At 72.4% G+C, this 15,624-nt stretch carries 14 protein-coding genes and 1 riboswitch; of the genes, 3 read left to right on the plus strand and 11 right to left on the minus strand.

Going from position 1 to position 15,624, the window contains the following annotated elements; all coding sequences use genetic code 11:
* Positions 1 to 9: 9 nt before the first annotated feature.
* The 8 genes from cobI to PO78_RS15395 form a co-directional block, all read right to left on the minus strand.
* Positions 10 to 888 carry a precorrin-2 C(20)-methyltransferase gene (gene cobI, locus PO78_RS15360; protein WP_004306972.1) on the minus strand — a complete coding sequence of 293 codons (879 nt, stop codon included), beginning with the start codon at positions 886 to 888 and terminating at the stop codon, positions 10 to 12.
* Positions 885 to 2,201 carry a bifunctional cobalt-precorrin-7 (C(5))-methyltransferase/cobalt-precorrin-6B (C(15))-methyltransferase gene (locus tag PO78_RS15365; RefSeq protein WP_004306973.1) on the minus strand — a complete coding sequence of 439 codons (1,317 nt, stop codon included), beginning with the start codon at positions 2,199 to 2,201 and terminating at the stop codon, positions 885 to 887. The genes cobI and PO78_RS15365 overlap by 4 nt, the downstream gene beginning before the upstream one ends.
* Entirely contained in the window at positions 2,194 to 3,360 is a 1,167-nt protein-coding gene (locus PO78_RS15370) for a cobalt-precorrin-5B (C(1))-methyltransferase (protein WP_043744995.1), read from the minus strand. Before PO78_RS15370 ends, PO78_RS15365 begins: the two co-directional genes overlap by 8 nt.
* 9 nt (positions 3,361 to 3,369) lie before the next feature.
* Positions 3,370 to 4,050 (minus strand): precorrin-8X methylmutase, encoded by a 681-nt coding sequence (locus PO78_RS15375; protein WP_012586101.1) that lies wholly within the window; start codon positions 4,048 to 4,050, stop codon positions 3,370 to 3,372.
* A gap of 13 nt (positions 4,051 to 4,063) precedes the next feature.
* Positions 4,064 to 4,978, minus strand: a complete 915-nt coding sequence (locus tag PO78_RS15380; protein ID WP_043744997.1) for a sirohydrochlorin chelatase — start codon at positions 4,976 to 4,978, stop codon at positions 4,064 to 4,066.
* Positions 4,975 to 5,802, minus strand: coding sequence for a precorrin-4 C(11)-methyltransferase (gene cobM / locus PO78_RS15385; protein ID WP_004306982.1), 828 nt, complete (start codon positions 5,800 to 5,802; stop codon positions 4,975 to 4,977). The genes PO78_RS15380 and cobM overlap by 4 nt, the downstream gene beginning before the upstream one ends.
* The gene (locus PO78_RS15390; RefSeq protein ID WP_004306985.1) at positions 5,802 to 6,440 is read right to left on the minus strand and encodes an energy-coupling factor ABC transporter permease; all 639 of its coding nucleotides are present in this window, start codon (positions 6,438 to 6,440) and stop codon (positions 5,802 to 5,804) included. The genes cobM and PO78_RS15390 overlap by 1 nt, the downstream gene beginning before the upstream one ends.
* 269 nt (positions 6,441 to 6,709) lie before the next feature.
* A riboswitch (cobalamin riboswitch) is annotated at positions 6,710 to 6,934 on the minus strand.
* A 174-nt stretch (positions 6,935 to 7,108) separates the two neighbouring features.
* On the minus strand, positions 7,109 to 8,689 hold the full coding sequence (locus PO78_RS15395) for a DEAD/DEAH box helicase (RefSeq protein ID WP_043745000.1): 1,581 nt from the start codon (positions 8,687 to 8,689) through the stop codon (positions 7,109 to 7,111).
* Positions 8,690 to 8,993: 304 nt separating this feature from the next.
* Here PO78_RS15395 and PO78_RS15400 point away from each other — a divergent pair, with 304 nt between their 5' ends.
* Complete coding sequence (locus PO78_RS15400) at positions 8,994 to 10,148, plus strand: M48 family metallopeptidase (protein ID WP_041589696.1); 1,155 nt, start codon at positions 8,994 to 8,996, stop codon at positions 10,146 to 10,148.
* Here the strand turns inward: PO78_RS15400 and PO78_RS15405 are convergent.
* The 3 genes from PO78_RS15405 to cbiB are packed head-to-tail and all read right to left on the minus strand — an operon-like array spanning position 10,108 to position 13,020.
* Positions 10,108 to 11,073 (minus strand): cobalamin-binding protein, encoded by a 966-nt coding sequence (locus tag PO78_RS15405; protein ID WP_043745002.1) that lies wholly within the window; start codon positions 11,071 to 11,073, stop codon positions 10,108 to 10,110. The two genes, PO78_RS15400 and PO78_RS15405, sit on opposite strands and share 41 nt — an antisense overlap.
* Positions 11,073 to 12,062 (minus strand): threonine-phosphate decarboxylase CobD, encoded by a 990-nt coding sequence (cobD, locus tag PO78_RS15410; protein WP_043745004.1) that lies wholly within the window; start codon positions 12,060 to 12,062, stop codon positions 11,073 to 11,075. Before cobD ends, PO78_RS15405 begins: the two co-directional genes overlap by 1 nt.
* Complete coding sequence (gene cbiB, locus PO78_RS15415; protein ID WP_012586096.1) at positions 12,055 to 13,020, minus strand: adenosylcobinamide-phosphate synthase CbiB; 966 nt, start codon at positions 13,018 to 13,020, stop codon at positions 12,055 to 12,057. The genes cobD and cbiB overlap by 8 nt, the downstream gene beginning before the upstream one ends.
* A 181-nt stretch (positions 13,021 to 13,201) precedes the next feature.
* Between cbiB and PO78_RS15420 the strand changes: the two genes are divergently transcribed.
* Together PO78_RS15420 and queF are read left to right on the plus strand one after the other, a co-directional pair.
* Positions 13,202 to 14,737 carry a cobyric acid synthase gene (locus PO78_RS15420; RefSeq protein WP_004321990.1) on the plus strand — a complete coding sequence of 512 codons (1,536 nt, stop codon included), beginning with the start codon at positions 13,202 to 13,204 and terminating at the stop codon, positions 14,735 to 14,737.
* A 21-nt stretch (positions 14,738 to 14,758) separates the two neighbouring features.
* The gene (gene queF, locus PO78_RS15425) at positions 14,759 to 15,604 is read left to right on the plus strand and encodes an NADPH-dependent 7-cyano-7-deazaguanine reductase QueF (RefSeq protein WP_043745007.1); all 846 of its coding nucleotides are present in this window, start codon (positions 14,759 to 14,761) and stop codon (positions 15,602 to 15,604) included.
* Positions 15,605 to 15,624 lie beyond the last annotated feature (20 nt).

Below are 15,624 nucleotides of genomic sequence, written 5' to 3' on the forward strand. Positions count from 1 at the left end.
GGCGGAACCTCAGGAAAGGGCCGTGGCCGCGGGGGACTCGCCAGGGTGCGCGGCGGCGCCTCCGGTGTCCGGGGAGGGGGCCTGCGCGGTGGCTTGCGGTTCCACTTGCGCGGCGCGCTTGCGGCAGCCGCGGCGCAGCTCGCCGCGCGCGCGCTTGGGGTTCTGCACCAGCAGCAGGGAGAGGTAATTGACCTGCGCGCCGCGCAGGCTGGCAAGGTCGTGCACCACGCGCTGCGCGGGCGCCCCCACCTTCTCGACGAAGCAGCTCGTGGCGAGCAGGCCGCGGCGCTCGAGCAGGTCGAGCACCTCGTCGAGCAGCGGCTTCACCTTCATCAGCACCAGGGTGTCGAACTCGTCGAGCAGGTGGTCGATGACGGTGGTGCCGTAGGCGGCGGGGATCACCGCCATCGTCTCGTCCTCTTCGGCCAGCGCCAGGTCGGCCACCGCCGCGGCGGCGGCGAAGGAACTGACCCCGGGGATGGTGTCGACCTCGACCTCGGGCGCGAGCTCGCGCACCGTGCGCGCGAGGTGGCGGAAGGTGGAATAGGTGGAGGCGTCGCCCTCGACCAGGAAGGCGAGGTCGCGGCCTTCCGCGAGCAGCGCCACCACCTGCGTCGCGGCGCGCGCCCAGGCCTTGGCGAGTGCGACCGCGTCGCGCGTCATCGGAAAGACGAGCTCCACCGCGTCCGCGGGGATGGACAGACCGCCGCGGCGGACGATGTCGAGCGCGTAGGAGGATTCCTCCGCCTTCTTCACCGGATACGCCCAGCGTGCGTCCGACTGCAGCGCGGCCCAGCCGCGGCGGGTGACGAGCTCGGGGTCGCCGGGGCCGAGCGAGATGCCGATCAGGCGGCCGAAGCGAGCCGTGTTCGCGGGATGCGGATTCATGGAGCCTCCTTGCGGGTGGTGACGATCCACACCGGGTTCTGCGCGGCGAGCCGATGCATGTCGAGGATGGGTTGGCTGCGCGCGGCCGAGAGCATCGTCACCTCCCAGGCGGTGTCGGCCGCGGCCAGCACGGAGGTGGCGGTGGCGAGGTTCTCGAGGGTGACGAAGTTCATCACCAGCCGGCCGCCGGGAACGAGCCGCCGCAGGACGAGGGTGATCAGCTCGCCGAGTTCGCCGCCCGAGCCGCCGATGAACACCGCATCGGGGTCGGGCCAGGCATCCAGGCCGGCGGGGGCCTTGCCCTCGAACAGGCTGTAGTTGCTGGCGCGCAGCCGACGGGCATTGGTGCGTGCATTGGCGGCGTCGGCGGGGTTCTTCTCGATCGCCCATACGTGGCCGTGGCGGGCGATGCGGCTGGCCTCCAGTCCGACCGAGCCGGAACCGGCGCCGATGTCCCACACCCGGCTGTCGGCGCGCAGCGCGAGCTTGGCCAGCGCGACCGCGCGTGCCTCGAGCTTGGTGATCAGGCCCTTCTCGGGTGTGCGCTGCACATAGTCGAGGTCGTCGACGCCGAACAGCGCGGTACCGACGCACGTGCGCTCGATCACCACGACGTTGGGTTCCGGGAAGCGCCGGCTGGCGGCCTCCTGCAGGCTCAGCCCGGCGAACACCGCTTCGTCGTCCAGGCACAGGCGGGCGACCACCGACAGGCGCAGGTCCTCGTCGCAGCCCGGCGCGCCATGACCAGCCGCGAGCAAGGCGCGGGCGATGCGGTCGGGGCTGTTGGCGGGGCTGGTGAAGCAGGCGACCAGCGGGTGTTCGGCGACGGCGCGGACCACGCGGTACAGGCCGTGCTCCGGCGTGGGGCCGGGTTGCCGCGGATCGGCCTGCCATTCGTCGGCGTCGGCGCCGTGGCAAGACACGAAGCGGGCCTCCTGCCACGACCTCTTCAGGCGCGCGAAGGCGAGCTGCAGCGTCGAGGTTGCGGGCAGTACCTCGAGCCGCGCGGCGCCGAGCTTGTCGATCAGGAAGCCGGCGATGCCATGGCACAAGGGGTCGCCGGTGGCGAGCACCACGGCGGCGTCGCCCTCGAGCACGGCCTCCTCGATCCAGCCCGGCACGCGTGTGAGCGCGCCGTCCATGTTCAGCAGGCGGGCGCTGGGGGCGTGCGGTGCGATGCGTTCCAGCGTGCGTCCGGCGCCGATGAGGCTGGCGGCGGCTTCGATGCGCCGGCGCGCTGCGGCGCCGAGGCCGTCCCAGCCGTCGTCGAGCAGGCCGACGATGCTGCAGACGGGGGCAGTGGATTCAGGCATGCGTGGTCTCCTTCAGGTCGGCCTCATCGACGCTCACGATCGGCACGCCCTCGAAGTTGCACGCCAGCACGGTGAGCCGGTGCGGGCCGGGGTAGCGCTGGCGCAGGCTGCGGATGGCGCGCCCGGCGAGCGCGCGGTGGAAGGCCACGGCCAGGCCGAGCGCGCTCAGGCGTTCGGCGGCGAAGCGGGCGGTCTCGGCGGCGCGGATCTCGGCCACGAGCGCGGGCGGCGCGCCGACCTCGGCAGCGGCGGCGGCGATCAGCTCGCGATCGACCTCCTCGCGCCAGGCGTGGGTGACCGACAGGCCCTGGGCGATCTTGGTGAGCTTGCCGATCATGGCGCCGACGACGATGTGGCGCATGCCCTGCCTCACCGCGGTGGTGAAGGCGGCCTTGACGAAGTCGCCCATCTGCACGAAGCAGGCCTCGTCGAGGTCCGGGAAGGCGCGCATCGCGCATTTCTCGGTGCGCCCACCGGTGGTGAACACCACGCAGGTCTGGCCCTGGTTGGCGGCGACATCGATGGCCTGGATCACGCTGGTGCGGAAGGCGGCGGTGGAATACGGGCGGACGATGCCGGTGGTGCCGAGGATGCTGATGCCGCCGAGGATGCCGAGGCGGGCATTGAGCGTCTTCTGCGCCATCTCCTCGCCGCCGGGCACCGAGATCGTCACCTCCAGACCGTCGCCGACCTCGAGGATGGGTGCGCCGGCCGCGCGCACGTTGTCGATGATGTTGCGCCGCGGCACGGGGTTGATCGCGGGGCCGCCGACCGCCAGCCCGAGCCCGGGCTTGGTGACCACGCCCACGCCAGGGCCGCCCGCGAGGATCACCACGCCGCCGCCCCCGCGGATGCGGCGCACGTCGGCGGTGAGACGGGCGCCATGGGTGGCATCGGGGTCGTCGCCGGCGTCCTTGATCGAGACCGCGTGGGCGTGGTCGCCGTCCACCTGGCCGTCGCGGATCGTGAAGCGCACCCGCGTCGTGTTGGGCAGCACGCACTCCACCGCGTCGGGCACCGCGCCGCGCACCAGGCCGAGCGTGGCGGCCGCCGCGGCCGCGGCCGAGTTGGCGCCGGTGGTGAGGCCGGTACGATTGCCGCGCGCGCGCCTGGCGTCGCCCTTGCGCACCTTGTCGGGGAGGGAATGTCCTGCCGCCATCGTGTCGCTTCAGCCCCGGACGGCCTGTCGCTGCCGTGTCTCGGCCAGCCCGAGCAGGGCGTGGATCGCCGCCACCACCAGGGTGGAGCCGCCCTTGCGGCCGCGGATGACGATCCACGGCACCGCGTCGACCGCGGCCATCCGGTCCTTCGATTCGGCCGCCGACACGAAGCCCACCGGCATGCCGACCACCAGCGCCGGGCGCACGCCTTCATCGCGGATCAGTCGCACCAGCTCGATCAGCGCGGTGGGTGCGTTGCCGATGCCGACGATGGCGCCGTCGAGCAGGCCGAGGCGGTGCGCCTTGCGCATGGCCTGCACCGCGCGCGTGCTGTCCTCGGCGCGGGCGTGCTCGACGACGTCGGGGTCGGAGATGAACTGGTGCGTGCGCATGCCGAAGTGGGCGAGACGCGAGGCGGACAGGCCGACACAGATCATCTCGACGTCGGCGACGATCCGCGCGCCGCCGCCGAGGATGGCGGCCAGGCCGGCGTCCACCGCATCGGGATGGAATTCGGTGAGGCCGTTGAACTCGAAGTCGGCGTTGGCGTGGATCATGCGGCGCACCACCGGCCACTGCCCGGCGGTGTAGGCGTGACGGCCGACCTCGGCGTCGATGATGGCGAAGGAGTCGTGCTCGATCGCGCGCCCGGCGGCGGTGAGCTGTTCGGTGACGGTGTTGGTGCGCATGGCGGGTTCGGCTTCAGGCGTGCGCGTGGTCATGGGGGCGAGCGTATGCATGGCCATGGTCGTGCTCGTGGTGCGCAGGGGCGTGACGGGCGTGCGTGGGGCTGTGCTCGTGCAGGTGCGCGGCCTCGGCGGCGAGGCGGTATCTGCAGCCGTCGCACTCCAGCAGTCCGCCTTCGGGTGCTTCGTGGTCGTCGACCCTGCGGTCGAGCAGCGCGAAGATGCCCTCGTCGAAGCCGAAGTGGGTGCCGAGCGCGAAGGCGAGCTGCGGGTACTGGCGCCGCAGGCGCTCGACCTGTGCCCGGATGCGCTCCATCAGCACCCCGGTGAAGAGGTACACCGGCACGATGCAGATCTGCGTCATGCCCAGGCGGGCCTGGCGCTGCACCACGGTCTCGAGTCGCGGCCAGGTCACGCCGGTGAAGGCGAGGTCGACCAGCTCGTGGTCGCCGTCCTCGAAGAGCCAGCGCGCCATCTTGGCGAACTCGCCGTTGGCGCCGGCGTCCGAGGAGCCGCGGCCGAGCAGCACCACGCCGGTGGTGTGCGGGTCGGGCATGTCGAGCTGCCTCAGCAGGCGGTCGAGCTGGCCGCGCAGTACGGCGAAGAGCTCGCGCCCCATGCCGAGGTGGCGGGCGCAGGCGAAGGCGACGCCGGGGTGGCGGGCGCGGGCGCGCTCGATCGCAGCCGGAAGCTCCATCTTGACGTGGCCCGCGGCGTTGAGGATGAAGGGAATCGTGACGACACGGTGCGCCGCGTGCGCGGCGCGGTCGAGGCCCTCGTCGAGCAGCACGTCGGCGTGCTCGATGAAGCAGGTCTCGATGCGCCAGCCGGGATGGCGTTCGCGCCATTGTGCGGCGAAGTGGAGGATCTCCTTGTTGCCCTCGCGGTTGCGCGAGCCGTGGCCGACGAGAAGGATGGCGGTCTTGTTCATGCGGTTTCTCCGGTGGCGATGCCGGCCGCGGCGGCCGGCATCGACGCCTTGCGGAAGCGGTGGCCGAAGCCCGGGTCGTAGAGTTTCGAGCGTGCGAGGTCGGGCCACAGGCGGGCGCCGAGCGCCGGACTGGCGAGAATCATGGCCTGGCTGGCGATCTTCTCGTCCTGGCAACGGCGCTTGATGTCGGCCAGCGTGCCGCGCACGATCTTCTCCGCGCCCGCCCAGCTCGCCTTGTGCACCACCACGATGGGGGCGTCCTCCGGCCAGCCGGCGGCGCGCAGCGCACGCTGCACCTCGTGCAGCAGCGTGATCGACAGGAAGATGCACAGCGTCGTGCGGTGCGCGGCGAGCGCCTCGAGCGCCTCGCCCGGCGGCATCGGCGTGCGCCCGGCGACACGGGTGAGGATCACCGTCTGCGTCACCTCCGGCAGGGTCAGGGTCTCGCCCGCGGCGGCGGCCGCGGCCATCGCCGAGGACACGCCCGGCACCACCCGCCAAGGAATGCCGGCGGCGTCGAGCGGGCGCGTCATCTCGACCAGGGCACCGTACAGGCCGGGGTCGCCGGTCTGCAGGCGCACCACGACGGGATGGCGGGCGCAGGCGTCCAGCAGCCAGGCGCTCATGCCCTCGAGCGTCATGTCCCTGGAGTCGCGGATCTCGCAGTGGGCGGGCGCGAACTGCGTCGCGCTGCGGTCGACCAGCGAGCCGGCGAACAGGATCGCGCCCGCCCGCTCGAGCAGGCGGCGGCCTTTCACGGTGATCAGGTCGGGGTCGCCGGGGCCCGCGCCGACGAACCAGACCGTACCCGGCAGCGCGGTCATCAGCCGCGCGCCGGCACGGCGAAGCAGAGCCGCACGAGGGGACGATGCGCCTGCGACTGCAGCAGGCGGACGAGTGCGACCGTCAGCACCGGCTCGATCAGCGCCACCGGGAGGTAGGCGCTGGCGAAGGCGGCCCATGCCGCGAAGGGCGTGGCGACCTCGCCCATGGCCAGCCAGAAGCCGACCATGACGGCGACGCCGGCGTAGTAGGCGGCGTCGAGCTTCAGCACCGATCCCACCCGCGTCGCGGCGCCGCTGGCGAGCCTGCGGCCGAGCGTGGCATGCAGCGCCACCAGCGGTACGGCCAGCGAGAGGAAATTGACCCCGAGATGCAGCAGGTCGGCGGGCTCGAAGACCCCGCCCTGAAGCAGCAGGCCGAGGCCGAAGCCGAGCAGGGTGGGCACGAAGCCGAGCGTCAGGTAGATCGGCATGGCGCCGATGAAGTGCAGCTCCGATGCGCCGGCGGGCGTATGGAAGCTCTGCATGAAGACGGAGAAGAACAGGGCTGCGAGCAGGGTGCGCAGCAAGCGCTGCGGCTTCCTGAGAAGTTGCGGCGCCTGGGCGGCGACGAGCGCGGTGGCGGCGAGGTTGGCGGCGGCGATCTTGGCGCCGGAAAGGATGCCGGGTTCGATGTGCATGATGACTCCCCACGAGTGCATGGAACGACGATGCGAACCACGCGGGCGGGGGGCGGCATGCGGGCGCGGCGCTGCCGGTGGGCGTACGCACGCGGTGAAACCGCGAGCGCACGCCGGGCACGGCATTGCCTGGAGACCGCTTGCACGACGAGTCGGCTGGAGCTTCCGGCGCACACGGGCAGCCGGCGGAAAACCAGTCGGATCGAACCCACACCCCGGGGCTCACATCAACCTGGAACCGCGCACGACGCCACTTGCAGGCGGGTGCGGGTTCCGTACTCGATCGGGCCGGTCTTCTGGCTTGCCGTCTTCCTCCTCCGCCGGCCTTCCCGAGCGCAAGGCTCAGTGGCGTGTTGGCGGATTCGTCAGGCTCACAGCAGCGGGGGCTGCGCCGGAATGGTCGTGCGCGCGCAAGGCGGACGACGTCACCGGACTTCCCGTTTCACCCTGTCATATGAAGTTATGACAGGGCACCCGGATCGAATGCGGAGCGAAGGATAAGCGAAGCTGGGGCGGGAAGGCAAGCGATGTGCAGCGGTGGGGACGGGAGCGCCGCGGTCGCGATGCCGGTTTTCGTGGGAGCGACACCAGTCGCGATGCGGCCATCGGCGCGGGTTATGCGAATCTCGGACCCGCGCCGACGGCCTCGCTGTTTCCGGTCGTCCTGCTCAGCGCTTGTCGCCGCCCGGCTTGGCGGCGAACAGGGCGGCGCGGGGCTGCGGGCGGCGCTGCGGGTTCGCGCCGGCGGGGCGGGGCGCGTTACCCTCCGGGCGGCGGTTGGCGGACGGTGCGCGGTTGCCGTCCACCTCGACACGGCGGGCCGGCACGGCGCGGTTGCCATCGACGTCCGGGCGCGGAGCCGAGCCGCGGTTGCCGTTGGGCTCGCGCGCCTCGCCCGTGCGCGCCGCGCGATTGCCGTCGGCCTCGCCGCGGGTGCGCGCGGGGGCACGTCCGCCGGGCTGGGCCGGAGCACGTCCGCCGCCTGCGAGCTCGCTGCGCGCGGGCGCGGCGGCGGGGCTGCGGCCCTGGCCGTTGCGGCCGCCGCGGCGCTGCAGCGGTTCGCGCTGGTGGTCGGCGTCGTGTGCGGCCTCGCCGCCGGCGCTGGGCACGAAGTCCTCGGCCACGGCGCGCTCGATGCGGCGCTTGATGACGCGCTCGATCGCGGTCAACAGTTTGATTTCTTCGTTGTCGACCAGCGAGATCGCATTGCCGGCGGCGCCGGCGCGGCCGGTGCGGCCGATGCGGTGCACGTAGTCCTCGGCGACGTTGGGCAGCTCGAAGTTCACCACCTGGGGCAGCTGGTCGATGTCCAGGCCACGCGCGGCGATGTCGGTGGCCACCAGCACCGGCAGGGAGCCGTCCTTGAACTGGGCCAGCGCGCGCGTACGCGCGGCCTGGCTCTTGTTGCCGTGGATCGCGGCGGCGCCGATGTCGTGCTTGGTGAGGTACTCGGCGAGCTTGTTGGCGCCGTGCTTGGTGCGGGTGAACACCAGCGCCTGGAACCACTGCTTTTCCTTGATCAGGTGGGCGAGCAGTTCGCGCTTCTGCTTCTGGCCGATCAGGTACACCGCCTGGTCGACGCGCTCCGCGGTGGTGTTGCGCGGGGCGACTTCCACTTCTGCCGGGTTGTGCAGCAGGCCGTGGGCGAGCTCGCGGATCTCGTCCGAGAAGGTGGCCGAGAACAGCAGGTTCTGGCGCTTCTTCGGCAGTAGCGCGAGCACCTTGCGGATGTCGCGGATGAAGCCCATGTCGAGCATGCGGTCGGCTTCGTCCAGCACCAGGATCTCGACGCCGGAGAGATCGAGCGTCTTCTGGCCGACGTGGTCGAGCAGGCGGCCGGGGGTGGCGACGAGGATGTCCACCCGCTTCTTCAGTGCGCTGATCTGCGGGTTGATGTTCACGCCGCCGAACATGACCAGCGAGGACAGCGGCAGGTGCTTGCCGTAGGTGTCGACCGACTCCTGCACCTGGGCGGCGAGCTCGCGCGTGGGGGTCAGGATCAGGCAGCGCGGGCGCCCGGGCGGGTGCGGATGGGTGTGGGTCTGCGACAGGATGTGCAGCAGCGGCAGCGTGAAGCCGGCGGTCTTGCCGGTGCCGGTCTGCGCCGCCGCGAGCAGGTCGCCGCCGGCGAGCACCTGCGGGATGGCCTTGGCCTGGATGGGCGTGGGCGTGGAGTAACCCGCCTCGGAGACCGCGCGCAGGATGGGTTCGGCCAGCCCGAGGCTGGCGAAGGTGACTTGGGGATTCATTCGATGGTCCGGCGCGAGCCCGTCGCATGCATCGATGCGACACCAATCCGGGCTGCGGGAGGGATCCGCGCCGCATGGGGGCGAACGGATCGTTGCAGGAAACGCGGCGGGTGACTGGTGCACCGCAGCGAAGCCGGCACTATAAGCGCTCCACACCGGAATGGCGAGCCATTTCGGCCCGCTGGCGACCGCGAATCCGCCCCCGCGGCCTCGGGGGCGCTGGCGAATCTTGCGCTGGATCGTGTCATGGAATGAAGGTTTGGTTACAATCCGACACAACCCGGTTCCCGGCAGGGGTATTCCCGTGCGCGAAATCCAGCTCTCCGAAGACCTCGACGGCCGCTACGATCGGCTCTCCCGCGATCTGGGCGCGCGCGCGCTCGCCGGCCTGCTCGCCGTGTCCGGTTCGATCCTCGTCCTGCTCGGCGGGGCGGTCGTGGGTGCCGTGGCGACCTGGGAGGCGATCGGCCGGGGCACACCGGTGGAAACGCTGTTCTGGGTGCTCTTCATGCTCGGCAGCATCGCCGCGATCTGGGCCACGCTGGCCTCCCTGGCGAGCCTCGCGCCGCGGCCCTGCGGGCTGGCGGTCGCGCGCGAACGGGTGGGCGAGCTCTACGCGCTGGTCGATGCGCTCGCGCACGTGGCGGGGGTGAGCCCGATCCGGCGCATCTACGTGACGGGCGAGATCAACGCCTCGATCGTGCAGCGCCCGCGCCACCTGGGTGTCGGCGAGATGGCGACCGATCTGCTGATCGGCCTGCCGCTGGCCCATGCGCTCGGCCCCCGCCAGCTCGCGGCGGTGATCGCCCACGAGATCGGCCACATGGTCGCACGCCAGCGCGGGATGCACGGCCGGAGCGGTTGGCTGCAGGCGTGGTGGATGCGCACGCTGGACGAGCTTGCGGCCGCGTTGCCGTCCGGCTTTCCCTGGTTCGACCCCCAGGGCGACGCCCTGTGCATGAGGATGCTGCTGCTGGCGCAAATGGAGGAGTACGCCGCCGACCGCACCGCGGTGCGCCTGGTAGGGGCCGAGCTGCTTGCCGGGACCCTGGTCGAGCTCTGCTGCAAGGCGGACTTCCTCGCCAACGACTACCTGCCGCGCGTGCATGCCCTGGCCGAGTGCGACGAGGCGTCTTGCGTGCGGCCCTACCGCGAGATGGGGCACGGCTTTGCCGCCGGCTTCGCCCAATCGAGCGCTGCCATCGATCCGCAGCGCGTGCTGCGCGCGGACGCCGGCGACCCCTTCCACCCCGCGCTGCAGGATCGCCTCGTGGCGATCGGCGTCGCCATGCCCGAGCGGCTGCAGGTGTCGGGTCCTTCTGCGGCGCAGCATTTCTTCGGCGACAGCCTGCCTTTCCTGGCCTGGCATTTCGACCGGATCTGGTTGGAGAGCCTGCGCGACGCTTGCCCGCCGGCGCTCAGTCCGCGCGCGCCGGAGCGGGTGCTGCAGGGGGCGTGAGCGCCGCGGAGGCGGCGCCGCGGCGCTTGCGTGCGGTCTCGACCTGGCCGCACAGGCGCGCCGCGCCGTCGAGGATGCGCGGCGTATGGCGCTGGATGAGCTCAGGCGGGATGAAGAACAGGTTGTCGCGGCGCGCGGCCTCGAGCTGCGGCCAGCGCGACCACTGGTCGAGCCACTCCGGACGGGCCTCGCCCATGCCCGAGGCCACGATCACCTCGGGGTTGGCCGCGAGCACCGCCTCGACGCCGATCGTCGGCGTCAGGTGGGCGACCCCGCCGAACACGTTGGCGCCGCCACAGAGGCGGATCACGTCGGCGATCAGGTGGTGGTCGTTCACCGTCATCAGCGGGCGATCCCAGATCTGGTAGAAAACGCGCACCTTGTCGCGTGCCGAATACGTGGCGGCGAGGTGCTCGCGGCGCGCGCGGAAGGCGCTCGCCGCGGCCTGGGCGGCGGGTTCGCTGCCGGCGAGCTGCCCGAGTCGCTCCAGGTTGCGCGCCACGTCTTCCAGGTTGCGCGGCTCGCTCAGGTAGACCGGGATGCCGAGCGCCTGCAGGCGGGCGAGATCGCCTTCGCGGTTGCCGCTCTGCCAGCCGATCACCAGGTCCGGGCGCAGCGCCGCGACCGCCTCGAGGTCGATCCGGGTGTAGCCGCCCACACGCGCGATGCGCTGTGCCGCCTCGGGGTAGTCGCTGTAGTCCACCGCGCCCACCACGCGCTCGCCCGCGCCGGCGGCGAACAGCATCTCGGTGACGTGCGGGGCGAGGCTGACGATGCGCTGCGCCGGCGCGGCCAGCGCGAGCTTGCGGCCGGTGTCGTCCACCAGCTCGACGCCCGCGGCGGAGGCGGGGCCGCCGAGGGCGAGCAGCGTGGCCGCTGCGGCCGAGGCCGCTGCATCGGAAAGACGGCAGGGGAGAGAACTCATCACGGCTCCTTGAGGAGATTCGGGCAGTCTGCGAGGGCGGCCTCCAGCCTCGCCCAGCGAGGCTCGTCCGCGGGCAGGCCGAAGCGCAGCGCGGGCGGGGCGTCGAAGCGGCGCAGCAGGATGCCGCGGCGGGCGAAGGCCGCGTGCACCTGCGCCGCGTGCGGCAGGCGGACGTACTGGAACAAGGCCGGCCCGCAGCTTTCCAGTCCATGCGCCTGCAGCAGGCGGTGCAGGCGCGCGCCCGCGGCGTCCAGCCGGGCGCGCTGCGCGGCCTGCCAGGCGGTGTCGGCGAGCGCGTGGTGCGCCGCCCAGCGTGCCGGACCGGCCAGCGTCCACGGCCCGAGGCGTTCGGCGAGCGCCGTGCGGACCTCGGTGGGTGCGAACACGAAGCCCACGCGCGCCCCGGCCAGACCGAAAAACTTGCCCAGCGAGCGCAGCACCACCAGGCCGGGGCGACCGGCGAGCGGCACCAGGCTGTGCGCAGGCGTGGTGTCGGCGAAAGCCTCGTCCACCACCAGCCAGCCGCCGCGGCGGGCGAGCCGGGCATGCCAGTCGAGCAGGCGATCGCGGTCGAAATGCACGCCGGTCGGGTTGTTGGGCTGCACCAGCACCACCACGTCGCTGTCGTCGATCGCACCCTCGACCTCCTCCGCGTCGATCGACCGTGGCCGGCGCTCGCGCCAGGCGTGGGCGTGCTCGGCGTAGCCTGGCGCCAGCAGGCGGACGCGTGCGCCGGGCAGGACCGCCGGCAGGGCCTGGATCGCCGGCTGAGAACCCGCCACCGCGAGCAATTCGGCGCTGCCGTAATAGCGCGCGGCGGCTTCGTCCAGGCCGTCGTCGTCCTCGGGCAGGCGCTGCCAGGCCGTCTCCGGCACCGGCGGCACCGGATAGGCCCACGGGCTGATCCCGGTGGACAGGTCCATCCAGTCGGCAAGCGCGATACCGTAGTGCTCGGCGGCGCGGCGCAGGCGGCCGCCGTGCTCAAGCACCGCCGCCTCCCGCCAGCGTCGTCGCGACGCCGAGGACCGCGGTCAGCCCCAGCCACAGCAGCGCACCACGCCGCACCAGGGCTACCGCCGCGCGGATGGCGTCGACGTCGGCGCCACGGCCCTCGCCCAGTGCCGGGCGGTGCTCCGCGCGGCCGTGGTAGGTCGCCGCGCCGCCCAGGCGCACGCCGAGCGCGCCCGCACCCGCCGCCATCACCGGCCCGGCGTTCGGACTGTCCCAGGCGGGCGCCTGCGCGCGCCAGCACGCGAGCGCCCGCCGGGTGTCTCCGAGCCAGGCGTAGGTGAGCGCGGTGAGGCGCGCCGGCAGCCAGCCGAGCAGATCGTCGATGCGCGCCGCAGCCCAGCCGAAGTGCAGGTGGCGCGGCGTGCGGTAGCCCCACATCGCATCGAGCGTGTTCGCCAGGCGGAACAGCACCACCCCCGCGCCGCCACCGAGCACGAACCACAGCAGCGCGCCGAACACCGCGTCGTTGCCGTTCTCCAGCACCGACTCGGTGGCCGCCTTGGCCACGCCCTCCGCGTCGAGCGCGCGGGTGTCGCGGCTCACGATCCAGCCCACCCGCGCGCGCGCCGCGTCAAGGTCGCCGGCGGCGAGCGGCGTCGCCACCGCCAGCGCGTGCTCGGCCAGGCTGCGTCCGCCGAGGGCGAAGTAGAGCAGCGCGCTGTCCACCCCCCAGTGCGCGTGCGGATGGAGCGTACGCAGCCACAGCGCGAGCGCCACCCAAGGCAGCACGGCGAGCGCCCAGGCGAGCAATCCTGCCAGGCGCATGCCGGTCTCGTTGGTGCCGAAGAACAGCCGGCGGCAGGCCCGCTCGACCCAGCCCGCCCAGCGCCCGAAGCCGACCAGCGGATGGAAGCGCCTCGCCTCGCCGAATACGCGATCGGCGAGCAGGCCGGCGGCCATCTTGAGCGTGAGGACGAGCAGCAATGAAGAGGGCATCGGAACAGTCAATAAAGGAACGTGGGCGAATCACCCCAAGCAGCGAACACAACCGCAAGCACCACGGCCCCGCCCGCGCCGGGCCGGGCCGGGCAGCCTGCGCAAGCCCGGGCGCCCACCGTACCCTCCCGAATCGGCGATAATCCCGCCCCTTCGAGCAAAACCCGCAGGATTCTACGCCATGTCCCCCCCGATCACGCTGATGGTGCAAGGCACCACCTCCGACGCCGGCAAGACCACGCTGGTCGCCGGACTCGCCCGCGTGCTGCGCCGACGGGGCATCAAGGTCGCCCCGTTCAAGCCGCAGAACATGGCGCTCAACTCCGCCGTCACCATCGACGGCGGCGAGATCGGCCGCGCCCAGGCCCTGCAGGCGCTCGCCGCCGGCGTCGCCCCGCATACCGACTTCAATCCGGTGCTGCTCAAGCCTTCCACCGACATCGGCGCCCAGGTCGTCATCCACGGCCGCGCCGTCGCCAGCCTGTCGGCGCGCGACTACCACGCCTACAAGCCCACCGCGATGGCCGCGGTGATGCAGAGCTGGGACCGCCTGTGCAGCGCCTACGCGGCGGTGCTGGTCGAGGGCGCCGGCAGCCCGGCCGAGATCAACCTGCGCGACCGCGACATCGCCAACATGGGTTTCGCCGAAGCCGCCGACGTGCCGGTGGTGCTGGTTGCGGACATCGACCGCGGCGGCGTGTTCGCCCACCTCGTCGGCACCCTCGAGCTGCTCTCGCCCTCCGAGCAGGCGCGCGTCAAGGGCTTCGTCATCAACCGCTTCCGCGGCGACCTCGGCCTGCTGCAGTCCGGCCTCGACTGGCTGGAGGCGCGCACGGGGCGGCCGGTGTTCGGCGTGCTGCCTTACCTGCACGGGCTCTTCCTCGACGCCGAGGACGCGCTCGCCGACAGCGCCGCCGACGTGCGCGCGGGCGAGGCTGCGCTGCGCGTGATCGCGCCGGTGTACTCGCGCATCTCCAACCACACCGACCTCGATCCGCTGCGATTGCACCCGCAGGTGGATTTCCGCTGGATCGGCCCCGGGCAGGCGATTCCGCCTGCCGACCTGATCGTGCTGCCCGGCTCCAAAAGCGTGCAGGCCGACCTCGCCTGGCTGCGCGCGCAGGGCTGGGAGACGGCGATCCGCCGCCACCTGCGCTATGGCGGCAAGCTGATCGGCATCTGCGGCGGCTTCCAGATGCTCGGCCGCGAGCTGTCCGACCCGCTGGGCCTCGAAGGCGCGCCGGGAACGATGGCCGGGCTGGGCCTGCTCGAGGTGGACACGGTGCTCGAACAACACAAGCAGCTGCGCAACCTGCGCGGCCGCCTCGCGAACCTGTCGCGCGAAGACGGGTCCGAGTGTGCAGGTGAACCCGGTGCGGCCGTCACCGGCTACGAGATCCACATGGGCGTGAGCTCCGGCCCGGCGCTGGCGAGGCCGGCGCTGTGGTTGGCGCACGGCGACGAGGCCATGCCGACCCGGCCCGACGGCGCGCGCTCTGCGGACGGGCAGATCCTCGGCACCTACGTCCACGGCCTGTTCGACGCCCCCGCGGCCTTGGCGGCGCTGCTCGCCTGGGCGGGGCTGGACGCGGAGGCGATGGAAGGATCCGGGCCGGTCGACCTCGCCGCTCGCCGCGAAGCCGATCTCGACCGTCTCGCCGACGCGATCGAGGCCCATGTCGATCTGGCATCCCTGTTCGCCCCGAATCGCCTCTGAAGTCTTGCGGGATCCGCACGAATGAACACCGACACCCCGCGCCGCCACGGCGCCGAATCCTCCCCGCTCGGTCAGGCGGTCGCCTACCGCGACACCTACGCGCCCGAGCTGCTGTTCCCGATTTCGCGCCAGCTCAAGCGCGACGAGCTCGGCCTGCGCGCCGACATGCTGCCCTTCTGCGGCGAGGACTTGTGGAACGCCTACGAACTCTCCTGGCTGGACGCGCGCGGCAAGCCGGTGGTGGCCCTCGGCGAGTTCCGCGTGCCGGCGGCTTCGCCGCGACTGATCGAGTCCAAGTCGCTCAAGCTCTACCTGAACTCGTTCAACCAGCAGCGCTGCGCGAGTGTCGAGGAAGTGCGCGCGACCATCGCGCGCGACCTTTCGGCGGCGGCCGGCGCCGCGGTGGCGGTGGTGTTGCGGCCGCTGCAGGAACGCCCCGGGCGCAGCTTCGGCTACCCCGAGGGCGTCTGCATCGACGCGCTCGAGATCGACATCGGGCGCTACCAGCCCTGCCCGGAGACGCTGCGCGCCGCGGGACCGGAGGTGGAGGAGACGCTGTACTCGCACCTGCTCAAGTCGAACTGCCTGGTCACCGGCCAGCCCGACTGGGGTACCCTGGTCGTGCGCTACCGCGGGGCGGCGATCGACCGCGAGGGCCTGCTGCGCTACGTGGTGTCCTTCCGCGGCCACAACGAGTTCCACGAGCAGTGCGTGGAGCGCGTGTTCTGCGACCTCATGGCGCGCTGCAAGCCGCAGGAGCTTGCGGTGTGGGCGCGCTACACCCGCCGTGGCGGGCTGGACATCAATCCCTTCCGCGCCAGCCGGGCGGGGCTGCGGGCGGACGAGGCCATGGAAGTGCGCCAGTGAGCGCAGGCGCGGCAAATGTG

The organism is Thauera sp. SWB20, from assembly GCF_000831325.1.
GTDB lineage: Bacteria > Pseudomonadota > Gammaproteobacteria > Burkholderiales > Rhodocyclaceae > Thauera > Thauera aminoaromatica.

Coding starts and splice junctions, on each gene's coding strand:
- cobI (WP_004306972.1), bottom strand. CDS start 888: ATGAATCCGCATCCCGCGAACACGGCTCGCTTCGGCCGCCTGATCGGC.
- PO78_RS15365 (WP_004306973.1), bottom strand. CDS start 2,201: ATGCCTGAATCCACTGCCCCCGTCTGCAGCATCGTCGGCCTGCTCGAC.
- PO78_RS15370 (WP_043744995.1), bottom strand. CDS start 3,360: ATGGCGGCAGGACATTCCCTCCCCGACAAGGTGCGCAAGGGCGACGCC.
- PO78_RS15375 (WP_012586101.1), bottom strand. CDS start 4,050: ATGCGCACCAACACCGTCACCGAACAGCTCACCGCCGCCGGGCGCGCG.
- PO78_RS15380 (WP_043744997.1), bottom strand. CDS start 4,978: ATGAACAAGACCGCCATCCTTCTCGTCGGCCACGGCTCGCGCAACCGC.
- cobM (WP_004306982.1), bottom strand. CDS start 5,802: ATGACCGCGCTGCCGGGTACGGTCTGGTTCGTCGGCGCGGGCCCCGGC.
- PO78_RS15390 (WP_004306985.1), bottom strand. CDS start 6,440: ATGCACATCGAACCCGGCATCCTTTCCGGCGCCAAGATCGCCGCCGCC.
- PO78_RS15395 (WP_043745000.1), bottom strand. CDS start 8,689: ATGAATCCCCAAGTCACCTTCGCCAGCCTCGGGCTGGCCGAACCCATC.
- PO78_RS15405 (WP_043745002.1), bottom strand. CDS start 11,073: ATGAGTTCTCTCCCCTGCCGTCTTTCCGATGCAGCGGCCTCGGCCGCA.
- cbiB (WP_012586096.1), bottom strand. CDS start 13,020: ATGCCCTCTTCATTGCTGCTCGTCCTCACGCTCAAGATGGCCGCCGGC.
- PO78_RS15420 (WP_004321990.1), top strand. CDS start 13,202: ATGTCCCCCCCGATCACGCTGATGGTGCAAGGCACCACCTCCGACGCC.
- queF (WP_043745007.1), top strand. CDS start 14,759: ATGAACACCGACACCCCGCGCCGCCACGGCGCCGAATCCTCCCCGCTC.